General features: G+C 65.8%; 14 protein-coding genes. 9 read left to right on the plus strand and 5 right to left on the minus strand.

From position 1 onward, the window contains the following. The first annotated feature begins 1 nt into the window (after window position 1). Window positions 2–2,254, plus strand: coding sequence for a ferrous iron transporter B (locus GX414_08910; GenBank protein ID NLI47214.1), 2,253 nt, complete (start codon window positions 2–4; stop codon window positions 2,252–2,254). A gap of 10 nt (window positions 2,255–2,264) precedes the next feature. Continuing rightward, window positions 2,265–2,924 (plus strand): metal-dependent transcriptional regulator, encoded by a 660-nt coding sequence (locus GX414_08915; GenBank protein ID NLI47215.1) that lies wholly within the window; start codon window positions 2,265–2,267, stop codon window positions 2,922–2,924. Here GX414_08915 and GX414_08920 read toward each other — a convergent pair. Beyond that, on the minus strand, window positions 2,921–6,238 hold the full coding sequence (locus tag GX414_08920; protein ID NLI47216.1) for a diguanylate cyclase: 3,318 nt from the start codon (window positions 6,236–6,238) through the stop codon (window positions 2,921–2,923). The two genes, GX414_08915 and GX414_08920, sit on opposite strands and share 4 nt — an antisense overlap. Before the next feature lie 154 nt (window positions 6,239–6,392). On the opposite strand from GX414_08920, the gene GX414_08925 reads away from it, so the two are divergent. Further along, a complete protein-coding gene (locus GX414_08925) occupies window positions 6,393–7,211 on the plus strand; it encodes a hypothetical protein (protein ID NLI47217.1) in 819 nt (272 codons plus the stop codon). 22 nt (window positions 7,212–7,233) lie between these two features. Here the strand turns inward: GX414_08925 and GX414_08930 are convergent, their stop codons facing one another. The 4 genes from GX414_08930 to GX414_08945 all read right to left on the minus strand — a co-directional run bounded on the left by GX414_08930 (window position 7,234) and on the right by GX414_08945 (window position 13,469). Further along, a complete protein-coding gene (locus GX414_08930; GenBank protein ID NLI47218.1) occupies window positions 7,234–9,699 on the minus strand; it encodes a M1 family metallopeptidase in 2,466 nt (821 codons plus the stop codon). 92 nt (window positions 9,700–9,791) lie between these two features. After that, window positions 9,792–11,432 carry an NAD+ synthase gene (locus tag GX414_08935; GenBank protein ID NLI47219.1) on the minus strand — a complete coding sequence of 547 codons (1,641 nt, stop codon included), beginning with the start codon at window positions 11,430–11,432 and terminating at the stop codon, window positions 9,792–9,794. A 19-nt stretch (window positions 11,433–11,451) separates the two neighbouring features. Continuing rightward, window positions 11,452–12,054: a cysteine hydrolase gene (locus tag GX414_08940; GenBank protein NLI47220.1), complete on the minus strand. Its 603-nt coding sequence runs from the start codon at window positions 12,052–12,054 to the stop codon at window positions 11,452–11,454. Next, window positions 12,051–13,469, minus strand: coding sequence for a nicotinate phosphoribosyltransferase (locus GX414_08945; protein ID NLI47221.1), 1,419 nt, complete (start codon window positions 13,467–13,469; stop codon window positions 12,051–12,053). The genes GX414_08940 and GX414_08945 overlap by 4 nt, the downstream gene beginning before the upstream one ends. 204 nt (window positions 13,470–13,673) lie before the next feature. On the opposite strand from GX414_08945, the gene GX414_08950 reads away from it, so the two are divergent. The 6 genes from GX414_08950 to thiL are packed head-to-tail and all read left to right on the plus strand — an operon-like array spanning window position 13,674 to window position 21,291. Beyond that, window positions 13,674–16,208, plus strand: coding sequence for a DEAD/DEAH box helicase family protein (locus GX414_08950; GenBank protein NLI47222.1), 2,535 nt, complete (start codon window positions 13,674–13,676; stop codon window positions 16,206–16,208). Window positions 16,209–16,262: 54 nt separating this feature from the next. Continuing rightward, window positions 16,263–16,838 carry a hypoxanthine phosphoribosyltransferase gene (gene hpt, locus GX414_08955; protein ID NLI47223.1) on the plus strand — a complete coding sequence of 192 codons (576 nt, stop codon included), beginning with the start codon at window positions 16,263–16,265 and terminating at the stop codon, window positions 16,836–16,838. Between the two features lie 34 nt (window positions 16,839–16,872). Then, window positions 16,873–17,331 carry a transcriptional repressor NrdR gene (gene nrdR / locus GX414_08960; protein ID NLI47224.1) on the plus strand — a complete coding sequence of 153 codons (459 nt, stop codon included), beginning with the start codon at window positions 16,873–16,875 and terminating at the stop codon, window positions 17,329–17,331. Between the two features lie 10 nt (window positions 17,332–17,341). Further along, window positions 17,342–17,782: an Hsp20/alpha crystallin family protein gene (locus tag GX414_08965; GenBank protein NLI47225.1), complete on the plus strand. Its 441-nt coding sequence runs from the start codon at window positions 17,342–17,344 to the stop codon at window positions 17,780–17,782. Window positions 17,783–17,812: 30 nt separating this feature from the next. Beyond that, complete coding sequence (gene lon, locus GX414_08970; GenBank protein NLI47226.1) at window positions 17,813–20,245, plus strand: endopeptidase La; 2,433 nt, start codon at window positions 17,813–17,815, stop codon at window positions 20,243–20,245. Beyond that, on the plus strand, window positions 20,242–21,291 hold the full coding sequence (thiL, locus tag GX414_08975; protein ID NLI47227.1) for a thiamine-phosphate kinase: 1,050 nt from the start codon (window positions 20,242–20,244) through the stop codon (window positions 21,289–21,291). Before lon ends, thiL begins: the two co-directional genes overlap by 4 nt. The last annotated feature ends 138 nt before the right edge of the window (window positions 21,292–21,429 follow it).

A 21,429-nucleotide genomic window follows, 5' to 3' on the forward strand; every position in this document is an offset into this window, starting at 1 on the left:
GATGCCCGCATCCAGCCGGAACACCCGCACGATCATCCTTGTCGGCAACCCCAATGTCGGCAAATCGGTGATCTTCAGCCAGATCACCGGCAAGTATGCGATCGTCTCCAACTACCCCGGCACCACGGTGGAAGTCTCGCGCTGCCAGCTGCGGATCGACGGCCAGCCCTACGAGATCATCGACACACCAGGCGTGAACAGCCTGGTGCCCCAGTCCGAGGACGAGAAAGTCACCCGGGACGTGATCCTGGCCGCTCGGCCGGATGCGATCGTCCAGATCGGTGATGCCAAGAATCTGCGGCGCACCCTGTTTCTGACCTTGCAGCTGGCCGAGTTCGGCATCCCCATGATTCTCAACCTGAACATGATCGACGATTGCCGGGCGCGCGGCATCGAGATCGACACAGCCGGTCTCGCGGCGTGGCTCGGCATTCCGGTCAACACATCCATCGCCACCATGGGCGTGGGCATCCACCAATTGCTCCGTCTCATCCCAAAGGCCGCCGCACCCCGGCACCCCGGCGGGTTCGATCCGCGTCTCACCGACCCGGTCCGGGCACTGCTGCCCCCGATGGTCCCGTCCGCGCTGGGCGTAGAGTGGCTGGTCAACGCCGAGGCGGCCGACCTCAACGCCCTGCGCGCCCTGGTCACCCCGGACCAGATGGCCCGCCTGAAGGCATTGGCCGACGATCTGAGTCAGCATGCAGCGATCAACCCACGCACTCATTTCGACATCGTGCGGAACCGGCTGCTGGACGCCTGGATCCCCCGACTCAAGACACAGCACGCCGCAACCGCCGGCGGCCGGCCGGCGACGCTGGGCTATCGGACCAGTCTGATGCTCCTGGGCGTTGGGGCGGCGGTGCACCTGTCCCACTGGTTTCTGCCGCTCTTCGGGCTGTCGTCGCCGATCCAGCGAGTCGGCCGGATCCTGGTGGCACTCGTCCCGGCCGACGCCGCGTCCACCGGCTGGACCAACCGACTGTTCACGGCGACCGACGGCCCGGGACTCCTCGTCGGCGAATTCGGCCTGCTGCACCCGCTGCTGACCGTCACACTGTTCCAATTGCTGCCGGTCGTTCTGCCACTGTTTTACCTGCTGAAGCAGCATCCTCAATTCGCCATGGATCTGGACCGGCAGTCACGCCGTCCGATCGTCGGACTGGGCATTCTGGCCGCCTGCCTGAGTGTGGTTTACCTGTTCGTGGGTGTGATCGGCGCCCAGATCCTGGTGGGCTTCCTGGAAGACCGTCTGTTTGGCGATGTGCTCAATCCGGTGATGGCCCGCTGGATCGGCTGGATCCCGTCCGCCTTCGTGCAGGATCTGATCACCGGGTCCTATGGACTCTGGTCCATGGGCTTGACCTACGCGATCGCCATCGTGCTGCCAATCGTCGGCGCTTTCTTTTTGGCGTTCGGGTTCCTGGAAGACAGCGGGTACCTGCCGCGGCTGGCCATACTGGTCAATCAGGTCTTCCGGCGCATCGGACTCAACGGCAAGGCAGTCCTGCCCATGGTGTTGGGACTGGGCTGCGGCACCATGGCCACGATGACCGCCCGCATCCTCAATTCCCCCAAGGAGCGCCTGATCGCCACCCTTTTGCTGGCTCTAGGCATACCCTGCTCGGCCCAGCTCGGCGTGATACTGGGCGTCGTCGCCGGCGTCTCCCTGCTGGTGCCGCTGGTGCTGGTCGCCGTCGTCGTCGGGCAGATGTTGCTGGTGGGCTTCATGGCCAGCCGGATTCTGCCAGGAGAGCGCAGCGATTTCGTGCTGGAATTGCCGCCCATCCGCTATCCGGTCTGGAAGAACATCCGCACCAAGACCCGTCTGCGCGTCATCTGGTTCCTGCAGGAGGCGGTCCCCCTGTTCCTGCTCGGCACGTTGCTCCTTTTCATGATGGACCGCCTGGACTGGTTGCAGGGGCTCATCACTGCCGTCCAGCCGGTCGTGCGGCATTTTCTCGGCCTGCCTCCCGCCGCGGCCCAGGTTTTTGTCATGGGTCTGATCCGGCGCGATTACGGCGCCGTCGGCTTGTTCGACATGGTGCAACACGGCGCGCTGACCGCCAACCAGTTGGCCGTCGCACTGGTCGTGCTCACGCTTTTCGTCCCCTGCGTGGCGAATATCTTTGTCATCTTCAAGGAACAGGGATGGAAGCGGGCGGCGGCCATCATCACCTTTGTAATCGCAGTTGCGATCGTGTCGGGGGGGGTGGTGCACGGGCTCCTGCGCCTGCTGCACATCACACTGTGAGGTTCACGCCATGCGTCAGGAACTGATCGACGAATGCCTCGAACGCATCTGGGTACTGGCGGAGGCGGGCCCGCTGAGTCCCGACGCCTTGCTGGCCCGGCATCCGCATTTCTTAACCGAAGAAAACCTGCAGGTCCTGCGGGAGCTGGGGCTCGTGGATCTGTCGCCCGGTCAGGTGCGCCTGACGTCGATGGGCCGGACCAAGGCGCGTGAGATTGTCCGCAGCCACCGTCTTGCGGAGCGCCTCCTGGTGGACGTCCTCGGCATGGACGACCGCCGGATCGAGGAGGAAGCCTGCACCTTCGAGCACAATCTCACACCCGGCATCGTGGATTCGATCTGCACCTTGCTGGGTCACCCCCGATTCTGCCCCCATCAGCAACCGATCCCCGACGGTGAATGCTGCCGGCGGGAACTCGACTCGGTGGCGGCGTTGGTCACCGCGCTGTCAGCTCTGCGCGTCGGCGAGACGGCCACCGTCGCTTACTTGAACTCCACAAATTTTCCCCGGATCAAGAAACTCTACGCCTTCGGCATCGTGCCGGGCGTGACGGTGGAACTGCTCCAGCGATCGCCGGCCTATGTGCTCAAGGTCGAAGAAACCCAGGTGGCGCTGGAGTCGTGCCTGGCGGCGGATATCTTCGTGCGTCGCTGCCCGAGCGGCCGCTAGTCGAACTGGGCCTTGTCCAGCATCCTGAAGAAAGCATCCGCCAGCTCGGCGTCGAACAGCCGGCCGCGTCCGGCCTGGATCTCGGTGCGCGCCTGCTCCGCCGCCAGTCTTGGCCGGTACGGTCGATCGGTGGCCAGCGCACGGTAGACATCGAGGATGCCCAGGATCATGGCTTCAACTGGGATTTCGTCTTTCTTCAGGTGCCAAGGATAGCCGCTGCCATCCCACCGCTCATGGTGGAACTTGACAAACGAGAGAATGGGCACAAAGATCTTGTGGGCCCGGAGGATATCCTGGACTGCCGTATTGACATGGCCCATGACGACCTGTTTCTCCGCAGGGGTCAGTTCGCGGGGCGCATGCAGGATGGACTGGGGTATCGCAAACTTCCCGAGATCGTAAACTTTCGCCGCCAGCAGCAGCGCCCGCTGCTTCTGACCGTTCATCTCGAGCGCCTCGGCCATCTGCCGCGCCAGATCGGGCACGGCCACAGCCAGGGCGGGCGGATCGCCGGGGTAGTCCAGGCGCAGCAGCAGCCGAGCCAGCACATTCCCCAAAGACAAGTCATTGCAACCCATTTCCGTCAGCCGGCTGATGACGGTGTTCAGGGCCGCCACCGTGTGCGGTCCTGACTCGCCGGAGGCGCCGGTGATCTCGCGGTATAACGCGGCGAGATCGACTTCCACCGTCTTGCCGGAAACACTCAGAGTTTCTTCGGCCGGCATCTGGATGGCCGCGCCGCTGTCCCGGGACTGCACCAGCGTTTGCTGGCAGGCCGCCACCAACTGCCGCGCCGACTGTCCGTGCTGCGGAAAGGCGGCGACGGCCACGTTGAGCGACAGGCCGTACTCCTGCAGCTTGGGGTGTCGCCGGAACGCTTCGCTGAGGCGCCGGCCGGCGGCCAGCGCGTCGGTCAGTGTCGTGCGCGGCATCAGCAGGGCGAAGGTGTCGCCCACCCAGCGCGCCGGAGTGTCACTGGTCCGCGCCAGAGTCCGGATCAATTCCGCCACAATCTTGACGGCATGGTCGCCGGTGGCGAAGCCCTGGGTGTCGTTGAGACAGGCGAGGCCGTTCATGTCGGCCAGCAGAAACGCCATGGGTTCCCGGGCGCGGATGTGCCCCGCCAACTCCTGTTCCAGCCGCTCGACCATCAGTCGGCGGCTGAAGAGCCGTGTCTCCGGATCCGTCACGACTGACTGGTCGAGCTGGTCCCGCAGGCGCAGGTTGGTCAGCGCCAGACCGATCAGAGGCGCCAGATTGGACAGAAACTGGAGATCCTGGCTGGACAGCGAGTTTTCACCTGTTTTCTCAACCTCGACGGCACCCAGCAGTTCGTCGTTCACCACCACCGGCACCGCCAGCCGGCTGGCGGGCAGCGAGCCGGTCTCGGTACAGTAAGGATCCCGCATGGTATTGGTCGCCAGATAACCGGACTTGATCTCGCACGCGTGCGCCACCACTGTCTGGGTATTCAGCGAAACCCGCATCACCGACCGCTGGCCGGTGTCCGAGTCCCGCTCATACGCAACCAGATCCTGCGTTTCAGGATTGTGCAGGTAGATTCGGCAGAGATCATAATAAAACCTCTCCACCAACCCCTGACCGATGTCGATGAGCATGTCCTCGCGGCCGGCGGATTGTCCACTGACCTCGCCGATGCCGGCGAAGGCTTCCCATTCGGCGAGTTTGCGCACCGCCGCCGTCTGCACGGCACACCGGTGAACAGTGAATCCGAGGGCGGCCTGCACCGCGTTCAGGCTGGCCATCTGCTCGGCGCCGAAATGGCCCGGTTTCTTGCTGCCCAGCACCAGCGCGCCGAACGGCGGCATGTTGTCGGCCTCCGCCAGCGGCAGCACCAGCAGCGAGCGCAGATTGTTCTGCAGGTAATACGGGATGTCGGCCAGGGTTTCGCCTGAATCCTCCTGTTCCTTGAGCGTGCTCTTCATGATGATGCTGCGTCGGCCCATCGCCCGTCCCAACAGGGTGTTCGCGCTGGGGATCATCAAGCCGCGGTTGATGGTCATCGGATCCAGGGAGCGGAGGTCGACCAGCTCGAGCAGGGAGCCGGCCGTGGACGTGCGGAACAGCAGCAGGCAGTCGTTACCCACCACCTGGCGCACCGCCGCCTGGATGGCGTTCATGGCGGCGTCCAGATCCATGGCCGTGTTGAGCCGGGCCAGCAGGTCCACGGTGGTGCGGCCCACCTGGCCGTCCCGCTGCTGGTTCTGGATGCGGGCGGCGAGTTCCTTCTTCTCCGCTTGGACCTCCTCCAATTTCAGGACACTCCAGATGGCTCCGGCCGCCGCCTGCCGCAGCGTCTGGATGAATTCCCGCTCGTCCTCCAGAAGCTCCCGCTGGAGGAACACCCGGGCGCAGTACGACACGTCGAACCCGTCCTCGTGGAAGAGGGGTGCGTACATCTCGTGGGGGTTGCCTGAAACCGGCACGGATAACTCGCCGGTCGTGGTCCGGTACGAATGCGCGGACACGGCGGCCACCTGCAGGTCCCGGCCGTTCAAGCACTGTTTCAGGCCGTAGAGGCTGTCAGTGGCAAACTCCTCCTTGATCTGATCGGGTGCTCCCGGGTTGCAGAAACCGGCCCGATCGCCCTGTACCCGGAGCATATCCACTTGCGCCCCCGGCAGGCCTTCCAGCAGGCCGGTGCGCGTTTCCATAAGGATGGCTCGCAGCGTCCGCGCCGTCGCCAGCCGCTCGATGACGTCCTGGAGCCGACGCCGGTTGTGCAGAATGGCCTTGGTCTTGTCATGGAGGGTGATGAACGGGTTGACCGGGAGGCCGAGCATCCCCAGGTAGACCGCCATGGACAGGAAGAACACAACGGTGAGCCCGAGGAGCATTGGATTATCGCGGGGCAACCAGGGCTCGAGGGGCATCAGCCGCTGCACCGCCAGACCGATCATGAGCACCAGAACAAACAGGGTCGTGCCAGCCAGCAGTTTAAAGCTCCGGGCGAAGAAGCAGCCCACATAGAACACCGTGCCGAACAGGATGACCAGGTCGAGGTCGTGGCGAACCGTGGCCAGCGATAGCCCCAAAACGAAAAAGATGTAATCGCCCACCGCCATGACCACCAAGCGGATGTTGGCCTTGGCGTAGCTGTCGGGCAACAGGAAGATCACGCCGAGTACCAATTGGAAGAAACCCACCAGGATGATGTCGCCGATGGACACCCTGGCATGGAGCCGGAGAAACAGCATGAAGCACACAAACCAGACCAGCCGGCTGGACCAGAGCCACCACCGGTGGTGGATGCTTTCGCGAAAAAAACTTTCCAGTCCGGGAAAGTCAACCATCGGTGCTCCCTTTCTCCCCTGAGATGCGGCGGTCGTGTGGTTGAAAAATATCACAAATTTTTGTCAGGCACAAGCCTTAGCAGGAAGTGATTCCGCCTTTGACCAGGCTTCGGGCAGATGGCACAATAGTGCGATTTCACACGGAGGGAACCGAATGCAGAAAACTGTGCTGTGGGTGGCCGCATTCATCGTCACGATATCCATGGCCGTGTACCAGCGGATGACCGGACCCACCTATCCATTGAAAGGTGCCCTGAACACGGGCGGCGCTGAGATCACCTACCGGTTCGACCGGACCTGCGACGACCCGGGTGACCAGGAGGTCACAATCCACGTGACCGGAGCCCGCGAGGTGTCCGGTCGCATCCTGTGGCGCCGGGCGAACACCGGCGAGGGGTGGTCGGCCGCCCCCATGTCCCGGATCCAGGACAACCTCACCGGTTTTCTCCCTCATCAACCACCCGCCGGCAAACTGAACTATTACGTGGAACTCCGGCTCGACGGACAGACGGTCAAGCTGCCCGCCCAGCCTGTGACCACGCGGTTCAAGGGTGCCGTGCCCGTGTACTGGCTGTACCCGCACGTGATCTGCATGTTCACGGCCCTGCTGCTGGCGGTCCGGATCGGTCTGGCCATGATCTTCCGGGAGCCTGTCGCCAAGATGGTGGGCGTGTCGTTCTGGTTCATGTTGATCGGCGGCCTGATCCTGGGCCCCATCGTCCAGCAGTACGCGTTCGGCGCCTTTTGGACCGGCATCCCCTTCGGCTGGGACCTGACCGACAACAAGACGCTTTTCGCGTTCATCGCCTGGGCGGCCGCCTTCGCGCTGACCCGTCGCGAGGGCCGCGGCCTCCTGGCCACCGCCCTGGCGGTGGCGGTCACACTGGCCGTTTATCTCATCCCCCATAGCGTCTGGGGCACCCAGTACGACTACAGTCGCGGCCGGATCACCGCCGGGCCTGCCGGCCAGTGACCGCCGCGGACGGGTACCGCCTTCAGCGCGCGTCCATGGTGCAGAGCACGTCCTCGAAGCCACACAGCAGCACCCGTTTCGGCTTCTTGGGCAACATCACATCGATCTCCGGGCTGGTGCTGTTGCCGTTGAGCACCACCGTGCCCAGACGCCGCAGATTGCCATCAAAATCGATGTAGATGGGCACGCGCATGACAAAATCGCCGGCGACCTGGCTCTGTGTCACCTTGCAGAGCAGCCGGGTTCTGCCTCCGTCGGCCGGCTCCAGGCGATAATCCAACTTGTAGTCCGGCAGGGCGGTTCCGTAGACCCACTGGTCGAAGAACCAGTCCATGCGCCCGTTGCCCGCCAGGTTCAACTCCGGAATCATGTGCTTCTCCACCGCCCGCTTGAAGTCGTCGGTGGAGACGTTCTGGTGGATGTGCGTCCGGACGAAGTCGCGCATCATCGCCGAGAAGCGCTGGTCGCCGGTCTTGGGATCCCACATCATCATGCGCAGCATGTGCAGGACGGCCGCCCCCTTGGAGTAGATGATCTGGTAGGTGGCCGATCCGGTCTTGGCCGTGTTGAGCCGGTACCCCATGGTCACGCTTCCCAGCTCCAGCGGTCGACGGCCCTTGTCGTTCTTCTGGGTGATGTCCTTGCGGATGTCCTCCCAGTACTCGACGAACTTCTCGTTCTTGTAGGCGACCTGGGCGAACAGCGAGGCGGACAGCACCGCGATTCCTTCGCTCAGCCATTGGTCGCGGTATGAGTCCCAGCCGACGGCGTGGCCCCACCACTGGTGCGACACCTCGTGGGCGGCCACGTATTTGAAAAAGGAAGAGGCCCCCGCCATGCCGAGCTGGGCGCGGTAGGTGCTGTCGAGGAACGCGGTGATGGGCATATAGACCAGCATGGGCCAGGCTTGTCCGAAGGAGGGATACGGCTGCTGGGTCATGGCTAGACGGCCGTAGGGAAGCGGTCCGAACATGTCGGTGTACAGTTGCATGGAGAGCTGGGCTTCCGCCCGCGCCTTGTCCATGAGCTTGGTGGTGTCCATGTTGCCCAGGGTGGTTCCGGTGGACTCTCCAGTCTGTCGCTCGAACTCCTGGATATTTTTGATCATTCCCCGGATGTCGTCGGGCAGGAATTTGTTTGCATATGTCTCGATCGTGTAATCGATCTTGTCGTCCTTGACCACGTTCTTCTTGAAGCGGCCGTAGTTGAAGCCGGCCACCGCCAGCGGGATGTCCGATTTCCAGCGGGTGACCAGCTCGTCCCCCTCGCGGACTTCCCCCAGCGGCTGGCCGGTGGCAACCATGACCAGTTCCTTGGGATTCCGCAGCGTCATCTCAAAGGTGGCCCGGTCGCCGAAGCCGTTGCCGGGGTACCAGTTCTCCCGCGCCACCAGCGTGAAGTTGCCGCCGCCCAGGTCCTGCACGGCGTCATCGCCGGCGTACTCGAACGTGAGGTGATAGATCTCGCCTCGCTTGAGGCTTTCCGGCAGGATCACGCCGAAATTGGCGTCCTTGTCTTTGTCCTCCTGGACAAACTGGAGCTCGCGGCCCCGGGTGTCGGCCACCCGGATCACCCGCAGCTTGGGGAAGAGGTCCAGCGGCAGGACGCGCGCCCCGTCCGCGAGCGCCCGGAAGCGGGCGGTGACTTTCGCCCGGAGGTTCTTGTCCCGCGCCGTGGCGTCGATCTGGTAGTGCTCCATGTCCACGAGCCGCAGATTTACTTTAGCCGGAGTCCGGGCCGTGTAGCGGTCCTGCAGCTGCTCTGACACCCAGATGCCGAGGTTCCCCTCCGTGAGCGCGGCGAGCACCACTTCTTCCGGTTTCACGTACGGAGCGCCGAGGGGGTCTACGAGGAAGAGCAGGTCGCCGTACTCCTTGCCCTCGCAGTAGGCGTGGAAATAACCGCCGTGGCCGGGCCAGAGGAGATCGGTCAGCAGCCGCAGTTCGAGGTTGTACTCGAGGAAGGCCGCAGCCAGGTTGGGATTGATATACCGGCGCCCCTCGCGAAAAAGCTTCCGGGCTGATTTCCAGGCGTCGGCCGCATGTCCGTCCACAGAGCCGGGCTGGGGCTGGTCGAACCGGGTGATGTCATCGAGCGTGCCGTCGGTGAACCGGATCACCATCCGGGTGAACGTGTCGCTGAAGGCGCGGGAGTTTGCGAGCCAGCCCAGGTGCCGCTGCTCCACCGCCAGGTGCGGCTTCACCTCAAGCCGGCCGTCACCGAGGAACACGATGCCGGTAATCCGCCCGTCCACGTTCTGGGCCAAGTGGCAGCGGCCGGTGACGAACGTGATCGTGGCGACATCCCGCTGCAAGGTCAGGTTCTCCACCCGGACCGATTCGCCGGACAGCTCCAGCGCACGCAGTTGCGCATAGACCGGCTCGGAGTTGGCCTTGGCCGGTTTCGGATCCTCGGCCCGGACCGGTAAAACCGCCGCCAGGACGGCGGCCATCATGAGACCGATACCCACAACGGTTCGACGACTCATTCGCGTGCCCCTCCCCAGGGTTGGAATGGGGTAAGGATAAACCCGTGTTGTGATGAAATATACTGAAAAATCCAGTCGGGCCGGCGGCCTGATCAGTACGTGAAGCGGTGCACAATGGGCAGCCGGCGTCCGAACCCGAAAGCCTTGCCGGTGACCTTCAGGCCGGGCGGTGCCTGGCGGCGTTTGTACTCGTTCCGGTCCACCATCCCCACGATCCGGTCAACCATTGCAGGGTCGAAACCCCGTTCGATGATCTCGCGGCGGGACTGCTGCTCCTCGATGTACAGCCGGAGCACCGCGTCCAGGATGTCGTACGGCGGCAACTCGTCCTGGTCGGTCTGATTCGGCCGCAGCTCGGCCGACGGCGCCTTGGTGAGCGTGGATTCGGGGATGACGGGACGGGTCCGGTTGATCCAGCGGCAGACCTCATACACCTGCGTCTTGAGCAGGTCGGAGATGACGGCCAGCCCGCCGCACATGTCGCCGTACAGGGTGGAGTAACCCACCGCCAGCTCCGACTTGTTGCCGGTGCTCAGCACCATCGCCCCGAACTTGTTTGAAAACGCCATCAGCAGGTTGCCGCGGATGCGGGCCTGCAGGTTTTCCTCGGTGGTGTCGAAGGAGCGGCCGGCGAACAGTGTCCGGAGCTGCTGCAGGTAGCTGTCGTACACGGCGGTGATGGGGATGATCTCCAGCCGGATGCCCAGGTTGCGCGCCAGCGCCTCGGCGTCGGCCAGCGACGCAGGCGCGCTGAACATCGACGGCATGGCTATGCCGGTGACGTTTTCCGGCCCCAGCGCCGCCGCCGCGAGGCAGGCCACCAACGCCGAATCCACGCCGCCGCTCAGGCCGATCACCACCTGGCGGAACCCACACTTGCGCGTGTAGTCGCGGGTCCCCAGCACCAGCGCCCGATAGATTTGCTCGGCCGGTTCCGCGGCCGCCTCGGGCAGGGCCGCCGGCGGCAGCGTCAGGTCCGCCACCACGAGGTCTTCCTCAAAGGCGCGCCCTTGGGCCATCAGCTCACCCCCGGCCGCGGCGATCATGGAGCCGCCGTCGAAGACGATTTCGTCGTACCCGCCCACCTGGTTGACCAGGAGAACCGGTACGCCGTACTTGCCCGCCGCGTGGGTGACGATCCGGCGGCGCAGCTCGGGTTTGCCCAGCGTGAAAGGGGAGGCGTTGATGTTGATGAAGAGACCGGCCCCCTGGCCGGCCAGATCCTCCACAGGATCGTACCGGTACAGCCGCCGTGGAAAGAGTTGCGCGTCGTTCCAGAAATCCTCGCAGATGGTCAGCGCGATCCGCCGGCCCCGGTACGTCACCAGGCCGAGCGCCCGGCTGCACGGCTCAAAGTGGCGGGCCTCGTCGAACACGTCATAGGTGGGAAGCAGGCACTTGTGCGTGGAGTGCAGGATCTGGCCGTCGGCCACCAGCGCGGCCGAGTTGAACAGCGGCTTCCCGGAGCCGCTCTCATTGCGGCTGATGTACCCCACCACGGCGGCGATGCCGCGGACGTCGCGCCTGAACCGCTGGAGAATTTCGAGATTCTTGTCCACGAAGCTGCGTTTCTCCAGCAGGTCCTTGGGCGGGTAGCCCGCGAAGGTCAGCTCGGGGAACACGACCAGGTCGGCGCCGGCGGCCCGCGCCCGTCCCAGCCAGTCCTGGACGATGTGCAGGTTCTGCTCGAAGTCGCCCACCACCGTGTTGATCTGGGCCAGCGCAACTTTCATGCGTCCTCTCTGTTCGAGTTCAGTCCGCCCCGAGCTGCCGCATCACCTCGACGGCCGAACGCAGCACCGCTCCGCGGGCCTGCATCTCGGCCAGGGCGGCGGCTCCGACCGCGGGGTCCAGGGGCCGGATGGCGTCGGTCACCAAGGTCACTGCGTAGTTCCGGGCCAGCAGGTCCAGCACGTCGGCGCGCACGCAGCACTCGGTGGCCACACCGTACACGACGCAGCGCCGGATCCCCAGACGGCGCACCAAGTCCTCGGCGTGCACATTGTCGAACATGCTGAACGTCTGCTTCTCCAGGATGATCTGGTCGGCGTCCTCTTGGCGGGCGCCTCCCGGCTCGTTCGGCAAGACAATGTGCCGCGGCAGCAGGGTCTGGGGAATTTTCTGGCCACCCCGGGTTCCGCGGACGCAGTGCGCCGGGTAGCGCGTGAATTCCGGATCGTCCGGCGCGTGGGCATCCATGGTGGCCACGACGGGGATGCCCCGGGCCACCGCGAAATGGGTGAGCGTCTCCAGCGTCTCGACGATCTCCACCGCGCCCGGCACGTACAAGGCGCCGTCCGCGTCCATGAAGTCGCGCTGGGTGTCCACATCCACAAAGAAGGCGGGAGCGATCATGGCGCGGCACCTCCTGCCTCATTGGATGATCCGGCCGCGTGTTCAGATCTCACCTCCTGGCGAAGGCGCTCCAGGGCGGGACTGAGCGTGACCGGGAAGCTGGCCGCTTGGCGCAGCTCCCGGCACAACTCGGGTAGCCGCGCCAAATTGATCCGGGCGCGGGCCTGGATCGCCGGTAGCGACTCCGGCGCCGACAGCCGGCGGCCATCCGCCATGACCGGAACCAGCAGGCGCTCGCTCCCCGGAAAGGCGGCGTCGTCGGCGTCCCGCAGGCCGATGACGTCGTGGGTCCAGCTCCCGTCCGCCCCGTGCCGGTAAACCTGCTTCCGGCCGGGCAGGGTTTCCTTGCTGGCGCTGGACTTGGCTTTGGGCAGAAGCCGGCCGTCGGCGCCGGTCATCGCCACCAGCTTGTACACGCCGCCGATGGACGGCGCGTCCGGAGACAGCACCAGCTCGGTGCCCACACCGAACGCGTCAATGGGCGCGCCCCGGCGGAGCAGGTCGTCGATGATGTATTCGTTGAGGTCGGAGCTGGCCAGGATCTGCGTGGCGGCCAGACCCCGCTCGTCCAGGATGTGTCGGACCCGGACGCTCTCGGCGTACAGGTCGCCGCTGTCGATGCGCACGCCGCGGACAGACGGCCCCAGTTCGGCCGCGCGGACCGCGCCGGCCGTCACATCGTAGGTGTCGATCAGCAGCACCGCCGATTCGGGAAACACCTCGGCGTAGCGACGATAACTCTCGGCCTCATCGGCAAACGCCATGATCCAGGAATGCGCCTGCGTGCCGTAGGTGGGGATGTCCGCATGGAGCCCGGCGGCCGTGTTCGACGTGCCGACACAGCCGCCGATGAAGGCGGCCCGCGCCGCCAGCACACCCGCTTCGGGCCCGTGCGCGCGCCGGGTGCCGAAGTCGATCACCGCGCGGCCGCGGGCGGCCTGCGCGACCCGCGACGCCTTGGTGGCGACCAGGGTCTGGAAATTGATCATGGCCAGCAGGTAGGTCTCCACGAGCTGGGCCTCGATGAGCGGGGCGGTCACCTGGAGGATGGGCTCGTCGGCGAAAACCGGAGTCCCCTCCGGCACGGCCCACACGTCGCCGGTGAAGCGGACCGCACGGAGGTACTCGAAGAACGCCGCCGGTACGTGGGCAAACGACGGGTGGCGCCGCAGGTAATCGAGCTCCGCGCCCGAGAAGCGCAGCGTCTCGAGATACGCCAGCGCCTGGGCGGCGCCGGCACACAGCAGGTACGACCGGCACGGCGCCAGCCGCCGGGCAAAGAGTTCGAAGCTGGCCGGCCGGTTGAGACCGTGGACAAAGTAGCCGGCGGCCATGGTGAGCTGGTACAGGTCGGTCATCAACGCCTGATGATGGCGGGGCACATAGTCGCGGGGCTGACAATCGGCGGCGCCCATGCGTTCACTCGTCGGACTGGCGGGAAGATGGCCCGCGGGCGGGCTTGGGGTTGAGTATACCCGAATGTCTGCGCTTGTCAACGATCCCCCGCCCCGCATTCAGCCCGACACACCTGCCACCGCCGCCTCAGCGGTGATACAATAGCGCGGAACCGCCTGGCACCAGCGCCCCCGGCGGACCGGCCGCCGCGAGGAATTCGACCCATGCAGCCGATCGAGCCGTACTTCACCCCTGACAGCGCCGCCACGCTCCGCCGGATGATCCAGGAGAACGGCGGCCACGAGATTTTCTGTGTCGCCACGCTCGACGGCGCCAACCGGGTGGCCACGCTGCGCGTGGTGGCCCGGGGCAACGCCAACAGCGTCCCGGCGGTCCTCGAGGCGGCGGCGCCCGGGATGGTGGCGATCCACAATCATCCGTCCGGCGACCTGACGCCGTCGGCCAACGACATCACCCTGGCCGGCGACCTGGGCGCTGCGGGCGTCGCTTCCTACATCGTCGACAACGCCGTCGGCCGCCTCCACGTGCTCGTGGAGCCCATGGCCGCCCGCGAGGTTCACGCCATCGAGGCCGACCCGTTGCTGGACCAGTTCGGGGCGGCGGGACGGCTGGCCGGACGGCTCCCCGGCTTCGAGGTGCGGCCGCAGCAGGTGCGGATGGTGCGCGAGGTGATCCGCGTCCTCAACGAGAACAAGATCGGACTCATCGAGGCGGGAACGGGCGTGGGCAAGTCGCTGGCCTACCTAATTCCGGCGGTCCACTGGGCCCTGGCCAACCACCAGCGGATCGTGGTGTCCACGAACACGATCAACCTCCAGGAGCAACTCATTCACAAAGACATTCCGTTCCTCCAGACCGGGCTGGGCTTGGAGTTCGCCGCGGTGCTCATGAAGGGACGGGGCAACTACCTGTGCCGGCGGCGGGCCGAGGATGCCCGGCGCGAGCCGGCCGTACTGGCCCGTGAGGACACCGCCGCCGAACTCCGGCTCCTCCTCGAGTGGATGGAGCGGACGGCCGACGGCTCGCTCAGCGATCTCGCGTTCGAACCTTCGGAGGAGGTCTGGGAGAGCGTCCAGTGCGAGGCGGACAGCTGTAACCGCGCCCGTTGCCCGTTTTTCTCACGCTGCTTCTTCTACCAGGCCCGCCGCGACGCCGCTCGGGCCCAACTCATCGTCACCAACCACCACCTGCTCATGGCCGACCTGGCCATCAAGGGCACCGGCGGCCGAAACGGCGTGCTGCCCGTGTTCCACAAGCTCATCGTGGACGAAGCGCACCACCTGGAGAACGTGGCCACTGCCTACCTCGGCGCCACCGTGACGCCGTTCTCGTTCTACCGCAGCCTCGGCCGGCTGCAGAGCCACCGGGCCGATGACCGGGGCCTGGTCCCGTCCATCAGCCGCCGGCTCTACGCGCTCATGAACCCGGAGAACCAGCAGCCGGTGGCGCGCGTCCATGCCCAGATTGCGGGACCGTTCACCGACGCCCGGCGGGCGTACCGCGAACGGCTGGCCGCGGCATTCGAGACGATGGCCCACAACATCACCTCCAGCGAGGCGCTGTCCTTGGCGCCGGGCGAGGAGTTCAAGAAGCGGATCGCCCCCGCGGTGGAGGCTTCGCCGCTCTGGCAGGAGGTCGTTCTGCCGGCGGTGGCCGAGATGCTGGCGGCCGGCGAGCAGTTCCAGGAAGCCGCCCAGGAACTGCTCAAGCGAATCTACGCCCTGGACGCCGACACACTGGACAAGATCCAGAGCCCGCTGCTCGACATTGAGGCGCTGCTGCTGCGCCTCAAGGAGCTGCAGCTGGTCCTGGCCGCCTTCTGTGAGGGCCAGCCGGACACCTGCCGCTGGCTGGAGCTCCGGCGCCGGCGCGACCACTGCCTGGTCGCCTTCTGTCAGGCGCCCCTCGACGTCGCCTCCCGGCTCAAGGAGCTGGTGTTCGACACCTACGACTCCGTGCTGCTGACTTCGGCCACGCTGTCGATTGACCGCACTTTCGACTTCATCAAGCGGCGCACCGGCCTGGACGGCGTGGCGCCCGAACGGCTGATCGACGCCGTGCTCGACTCGCCGTTCGATTTCGCCCGCCGCGTGCTCATGGGCATCCCCATGGACCTGCCCGACCCGGCGGCCGGCGCCTTCGCCGATCGGCTGGCCTGGCTGGTCCGGGAGACCGTGACGCTGACGGGCGGACGCGCGTTCGTGCTGTTCACCTCCTACTCCCTGCTCCGCCGGGTGCACCAGCAGCTAGAACTCCCCCTCCTCCAGGCCGGCTGCACCTGCCTGCGGCAGGGCCAGCTCAACCGGCACCAGCTCCTGGAGGCGTTCAAATCCCAGCCCCGCGCCGTGCTCTTCGCCACCGACAGTTTCTGGGAGGGCGTCGACGTGCGCGGCGAGGCGCTCCAGTGCGTCATCATCACCAAGCTGCCATTCCACGTTCCCACCGAACCCATCATCGAGGCGCGGCTCGAGCAGATCCGGGCCGCCGGCGGCCAGCCCTTTCTCGACTACACCGTCCCTCAGGCCGTCATCAAGCTGAAGCAGGGGTTCGGCCGGCTGATCCGGTCGCACGCGGACTGGGGACTGGTGGTGGTGTGCGACCGCCGCCTGCTGACCAAGCCCTATGGCCGGATCTTCCTGGCGAGTCTGCCGCCGGGCCGGGTCCTGCCCGCACCGGCGGACGCCCTGTTGGCCGAAATGCGCCGCTTCCGCGACGGTTTCACCGCGCCGGCCGACTGAACCGGTCGGACTATTCAACGCCCGGTGCGCTCTGATACAATGAATCGATTCGATATGCCTCCGGAGGGTCCCGTGAATTCCATCTACCCCGACTACCCCGGCGAATACCTGGCGGAGATTCTGCTCGATGCGGACGCCATTCAGAAGCGGATCGCCGAACTGGCCGCCCAGCTCAGCCGCGACTACGCCGGAAAGAACCCGCTGCTGGTCTGCATCCTCAAGGGCGCCACACCCTTCCACTCCGATTTGATCCGGCGCATGGACATCCCGCTGGCAGTGGACTTCATCGCAGTGGCCAGTTACGGCGACTCCACCAAGTCCACCGGCGAGGTCAAGCTGATCAAGGACCTCGACAAGTCGGTGACGGGCCAACACGTGGTCATTGTCGAAGACATCGTGGACACCGGCCTCACCCTCAACTACCTGAAGAACATGCTGGCCAACCGGGAACCGGCCGACATCCGGATCTGCGCGCTGCTCAGCAAGCCGGCCCGGCGGCTCATTGACGTGACCGTCGATTACCTGGGCTTCGACATCCCCGACGAGTTCGTGATCGGCTATGGGCTGGACTACGCGGAGCGATACCGCAACCTGCCCTATATCGGCGTCCTCCGGCTGGGCGTCCAGTAGCCTCCGGCCGGCCCCACAGGAGCAGAGCACCGGCATGAAGTGTCCCTACTGCAACCAGAGCGGCGATAAAGTGGTGGACTCGCGCGAAAGCAAGGAGGCGACCAGCATCCGCCGCCGCCGCGAGTGCCTGTTCTGCGGCAAGCGCTTCACCACCTACGAGCGCATCATGGAAAGCCCTCTGCTGGTCGTCAAGAAGGACGGACGGCGCGAGGAGTTCGATCGGAACAAGATCATGGCCGGCCTGCTCAAGGCCTTCCAAAAGCGCCCGGTGGCGCTGACGGACCTGGAGCGGATCACCGACGAGATCGAGACATACGTCCAGGAAAACCCGGAGAAGGAAGTCACCACCGCCGAGATCGGCCAGATGCTCATGCGCAAGATCCATCGGCTGGACAAGGTGGCTTACGTCCGGTTCGCCTCCGTCTACCGGGAGTTCAAGGATGTGTCGGAGTTTCTACAGGAAATCAGCGAGCTGTTCGACGCCAAGGGTTAGCGAGGCGGGTATGGGCAACAAACCAAAACGCGGCAAGCATCCCGGCCTGAGCATGAACGACCTGTTCTTGCCCGGTTGTCCGGGGGCACTCGGCGCCGAGCAGTGGTTCCCGCCCCTGGACCTGGGCGAGACCGACACCCACGTCATCGTGCGACTGGAGGTTGCCGGGGTCGCCGCCGGCGATCTCCGCGTCACCCTCCGTGATGACATCCTTACCGTGAGCGGGCTGAAGCGGGAACCCCAATTCACCGACGAGGAGAAGATCCGCTTCCTCTGCCTGGAGCGTGGCTACGGCCCGTTCCAGAAAACAGTGGAGTTGCAGTGGGTGATCGATCCGAAGCAATCCGAAGCGGTGCTGGAGAGCGGTGTCCTGACCATCACCTTGGCCAAACGCCCGGAACAGCGGGGCACTGTGTACGAGATTCCCGTCCACGCCCGAACCGAGGCGTAGGTCCCATCCCACCAAGGAGAACACCGAGTCATGGACCAGGACAATCCGGACATCCAGGACATCCCAGTCGACCTCGAGGAACGGCCGGCGGACGGCCAGATCCAGATCCCCGAGGTGCTGCCGGTGCTGCCGCTCCGGGACATCGTGGTGTTCCCTTTCATGATCGTCCCGCTGTATGTCAGCCGGCCCAACTCCGTCGCGGCGGTGGACTACGCCCTGTCCAAGAACCGAATGATTCTGCTCGTGGCCCAGAAGAACGCCCAAGACGAGGATCCCGGCGCCGACGACATCTACCGGATGGGGACCGTGGGCATCATCATGCGGATGCTCAAGCTCCCCGACGGCCGGCTGCGCATCCTCGTCCAGGGGGTCATGCGGGCCAAGATCGAGAGCATGGACTTCAGCGGGCCGTTCATCGCCGCATCGGTCCAGGCCTTGCGGGAGCCCGAGGCGCAGGCCACCACCATCAAGGCCGAGGCGCTGGTGCGCAATATCAAGAGTGCCATGGAGCAGGCCAACCAGCTCGGCAAGAACATCGCCGCCGAGATCATGGTGATCATCTCCAACCTGGATGACCCGGGCCGGCTGGCCGACATCGTCGCCGCCAATCTGGACCTGAAGGTGAAGGTCGCCCAGGACGTGCTGTCGCAGATCCACACGGTGCGGCGGCTGCAGCGGGTGCACGAGCTGCTCAAGCGGGAGATCGAACTGCTGGAGGTTCAGCAGCAGATCAACTCCCAGGCCAAGGACGAGATCGACAAATCCCAGAAGGAGTACTTCCTTCGTCAGCAGCTTAAGGCGATCCAGGACGAGCTGAACGAGGGGAACGAATTCGCCCAGGAGATCAAGCAGTACCGCGAGAAGGCCGCCGCGGCCAAGATGCCCGTCGACGCCTTCGAGGAGGTGGATCGCCAGATCAGCCGGCTCGAGAAGATGCACCCCGAGTCCGCTGAGGCCGCCACCATGCGCACCTGGCTCGACTGGGTGGTCAACCTGCCGTGGAGCAAGCACACCCGCGACAACCTGAACCTGGCCAAGGCGCAGAAGATCCTGGACCAGGACCACTACGACCTGGAGAAGATCAAGGAGCGCATCGTCGAGCACCTGGCCGTGCGGAAGATCTCCGAGAGCAACCGCGGCCCGATCCTGTGCTTCGTCGGGCCGCCGGGCGTGGGCAAGACGTCGCTGGGACGCTCCATCGCCCGGGCGCTGGGCCGGCAGTTCGTCCGGCTGTCGCTGGGCGGCGTCCATGACGAAGCCGAGATCCGCGGACACCGGCGCACCTACGTCGGCGCCATGCCGGGCCGGATCATCCAAGGGATCCACCAGGCTGGCACCAACAACCCGGTGTTCATGATGGACGAGGTGGATAAGATCGGCGCCGACTTCCGCGGCGACCCGTCGTCGGCGCTTCTCGAAGTGCTGGACCCCGAGCAGAACTTCTCGTTTCGTGACAATTATCTAGGGGTCGCGTTCGACCTGTCCAACGTGCTTTTCATCACCACCGCCAACATCCTGGACACGGTCCAGCCCGCCTTCCTCGACCGGATGGAGGTTATCCATCTCAGCGGGTACTCCGAGCAGGAAAAACTCCATATCGCCCGCCGCTTCCTCATCCCGAAACAGCTCAAGGAGCACGGGCTGAACAAGACGGATCTGGCGTTCACCGACGGCGCCTTGCTCGCCATCATCAACGGTTACACCCGCGAGGCGGGCCTGCGCAACCTGGAACGGGAGATCGCCCGGATCTGCCGCAAGGTGGCCCGGCGGGTGGCCGAGGGAAAACGGAAGGAGGTGCGCATCACGCCGCGGATGCTGGCGACCTACCTCGGACCGGAGCGGATCCCGCGCGAAAAGCTTCTCAAGGAGAACCGCACGGGCATCGTCACCGGTCTGGCCTGGACGCCCACCGGCGGCGATGTCCTGTTCGTGGAGGCCATCTCCATGAAGGGGAAGGGCACCCTGATGCTCACCGGCATGCTGGGCGAGGTGATGCAGGAGTCGGCCAAGGCCGCCCACAGCTTCGCCCGCGCCTACGCCAGCCAGTTCGGCATCGCCGATTCCTTTTTCGAGGAGCGGGACATTCACATTCACGTGCCCGAAGGGGCCATCCCCAAGGACGGGCCGTCTGCCGGCGTGGCCATGGCCACCGCCCTGGTGTCGGTCTGCACCGGCAACCCGGTGCGCCGCGACCTGGCCATGACCGGCGAGATCACCCTCCGGGGCGACGTGCTCCCCATCGGCGGCGTCAAGGAAAAAATCCTGGCCGCGCGGCGGGCGGACATCTTCAAGGTGATCCTCCCCGCCCCCAACCGCAAAGACGTGGAAGACCTGCCGGAGTTCGCCCGCGCCGGGATGAAGTTCATCTACGTCGACGGGGTGCGCGACGTCCTCAAGCACGCCCTGCAGAACGCAACGAAGCAAGCCGCGCCCAAAACCAAGCCCGGCGGGAAGCACCCGTGAAGCGGCTCTCTGAGGAGGAGCTCATTCACTGGATCGCCGCCGGCGGCGAAGACGCCCCGGCCTTCCTGCGCCGCGGCATCGGCGACGACTGCGCCGTCTGCCGCCCGGCGCCCGGCACCGAGCTGGTGGTCACCACCGATCTGCTGGTGGAGAACCGGCACTTCCGCCTGACCACCTCCCCCCTGGCCGACCTCGGCTGGAAGGTGGGCGCCGCCAACCTCAGCGATATCGCCGCCATGGGCGCCCGGCCGGTCGCCTTCTTCCTGGCGGCAGCCTTCCCTCCGGATCGTCAGGCGGAATTCAAGGCCATCATGGGCGGCCTGCGGGCGATCCTCCAGTGGGCGGCGGCGCCGCTCGCGGGGGGCGACCTGTCGGCGGCCGACCGCTTCCTGTTTTGCGCCACGGTGATCGGCGAGGCGCCCGCCGGCGGCGCTCTGCTTCGCTCCGGCGCCCGGCCCGGTGACATCGTCTACATCACCGGCGAGCCGGGTTACTCGGCCGCCGGGCTGCGGCTACTGGAGGCAGGCTGGCGGGTGGGCGCGCGTGGCGGCGTCCGCGACGCCGCCGGTGCGCCGGTGCCGCCCCAGGCACCGGCGCGCCGATGCCTGACCAGACACCTCCGGCCGGAGCCGCGCCTGGCCGCGGGCCTGTTCCTGCGCGAGTCCGGCGCCGTCACCGCCTGCATCGACACCAGCGACGGCATCGCCAAGGACCTCCGCCAGATCGCCGTGATGAGCGGCGTGGGTACCGAAATCGATGCGGTGTTCGTCCGTGCCTGCGCCGACGGGGCGCTCGTCACCGTAGCGGACGCGCTGGGCGGCGGCGAAGATTACGAGCTGCTCTTCACCGTGGATCCGTCCCGCGAGGCGACCTTCCTCAACGCCTACACCCGGGCGGCTGGTCTGCCGCCGCTGCGCCGCGTGGGCCGCATCGTCGCCGACCATCCGGGCGAACTGCGCTTGCTCACTCCCGCCGGCCCCCAGCCCCTCCCCGTCTCCGGCTTCGACCACTTCCGCCCGCCACGATCACACGAACCCCGCGCCTAATTTTGGCTTCGCAAAGACGCTCAGACACCAAGTCATGCAAGCACCAGGCGATGCAGTGAACCTTTAACCCGGCGTCACTGAGTCTTTCGGATGATAATGCGCCTGGAAGGGGCGAGGGGATATCAGTGAGCTCGCTGT

Source organism: Acidobacteriota bacterium (assembly GCA_012517875.1).
Lineage (GTDB): Bacteria > Acidobacteriota > JAAYUB01 > JAAYUB01 > JAAYUB01 > JAAYUB01.

Excerpts from the sequence above, each read along its gene's own strand:
- GX414_08950 (NLI47222.1), top strand. The coding sequence starts at position 13,674 with ATGCAGCCGATCGAGCCGTACTTCACCCCTGACAGCGCCGCCACGCTC.
- nrdR (NLI47224.1), top strand. The coding sequence starts at position 16,873 with ATGAAGTGTCCCTACTGCAACCAGAGCGGCGATAAAGTGGTGGACTCG.
- GX414_08930 (NLI47218.1), bottom strand. The coding sequence starts at position 9,699 with ATGAGTCGTCGAACCGTTGTGGGTATCGGTCTCATGATGGCCGCCGTC.
- hpt (NLI47223.1), top strand. The coding sequence starts at position 16,263 with ATGCCTCCGGAGGGTCCCGTGAATTCCATCTACCCCGACTACCCCGGC.
- GX414_08965 (NLI47225.1), top strand. The coding sequence starts at position 17,342 with ATGGGCAACAAACCAAAACGCGGCAAGCATCCCGGCCTGAGCATGAAC.
- GX414_08940 (NLI47220.1), bottom strand. The coding sequence starts at position 12,054 with ATGATCGCTCCCGCCTTCTTTGTGGATGTGGACACCCAGCGCGACTTC.
- GX414_08935 (NLI47219.1), bottom strand. The coding sequence starts at position 11,432 with ATGAAAGTTGCGCTGGCCCAGATCAACACGGTGGTGGGCGACTTCGAG.
- lon (NLI47226.1), top strand. The coding sequence starts at position 17,813 with ATGGACCAGGACAATCCGGACATCCAGGACATCCCAGTCGACCTCGAG.
- GX414_08945 (NLI47221.1), bottom strand. The coding sequence starts at position 13,469 with ATGGGCGCCGCCGATTGTCAGCCCCGCGACTATGTGCCCCGCCATCAT.
- GX414_08915 (NLI47215.1), top strand. The coding sequence starts at position 2,265 with ATGCGTCAGGAACTGATCGACGAATGCCTCGAACGCATCTGGGTACTG.
- GX414_08925 (NLI47217.1), top strand. The coding sequence starts at position 6,393 with ATGCAGAAAACTGTGCTGTGGGTGGCCGCATTCATCGTCACGATATCC.
- GX414_08920 (NLI47216.1), bottom strand. The coding sequence starts at position 6,238 with ATGGTTGACTTTCCCGGACTGGAAAGTTTTTTTCGCGAAAGCATCCAC.
- GX414_08910 (NLI47214.1), top strand. The coding sequence starts at position 2 with ATGCCCGCATCCAGCCGGAACACCCGCACGATCATCCTTGTCGGCAAC.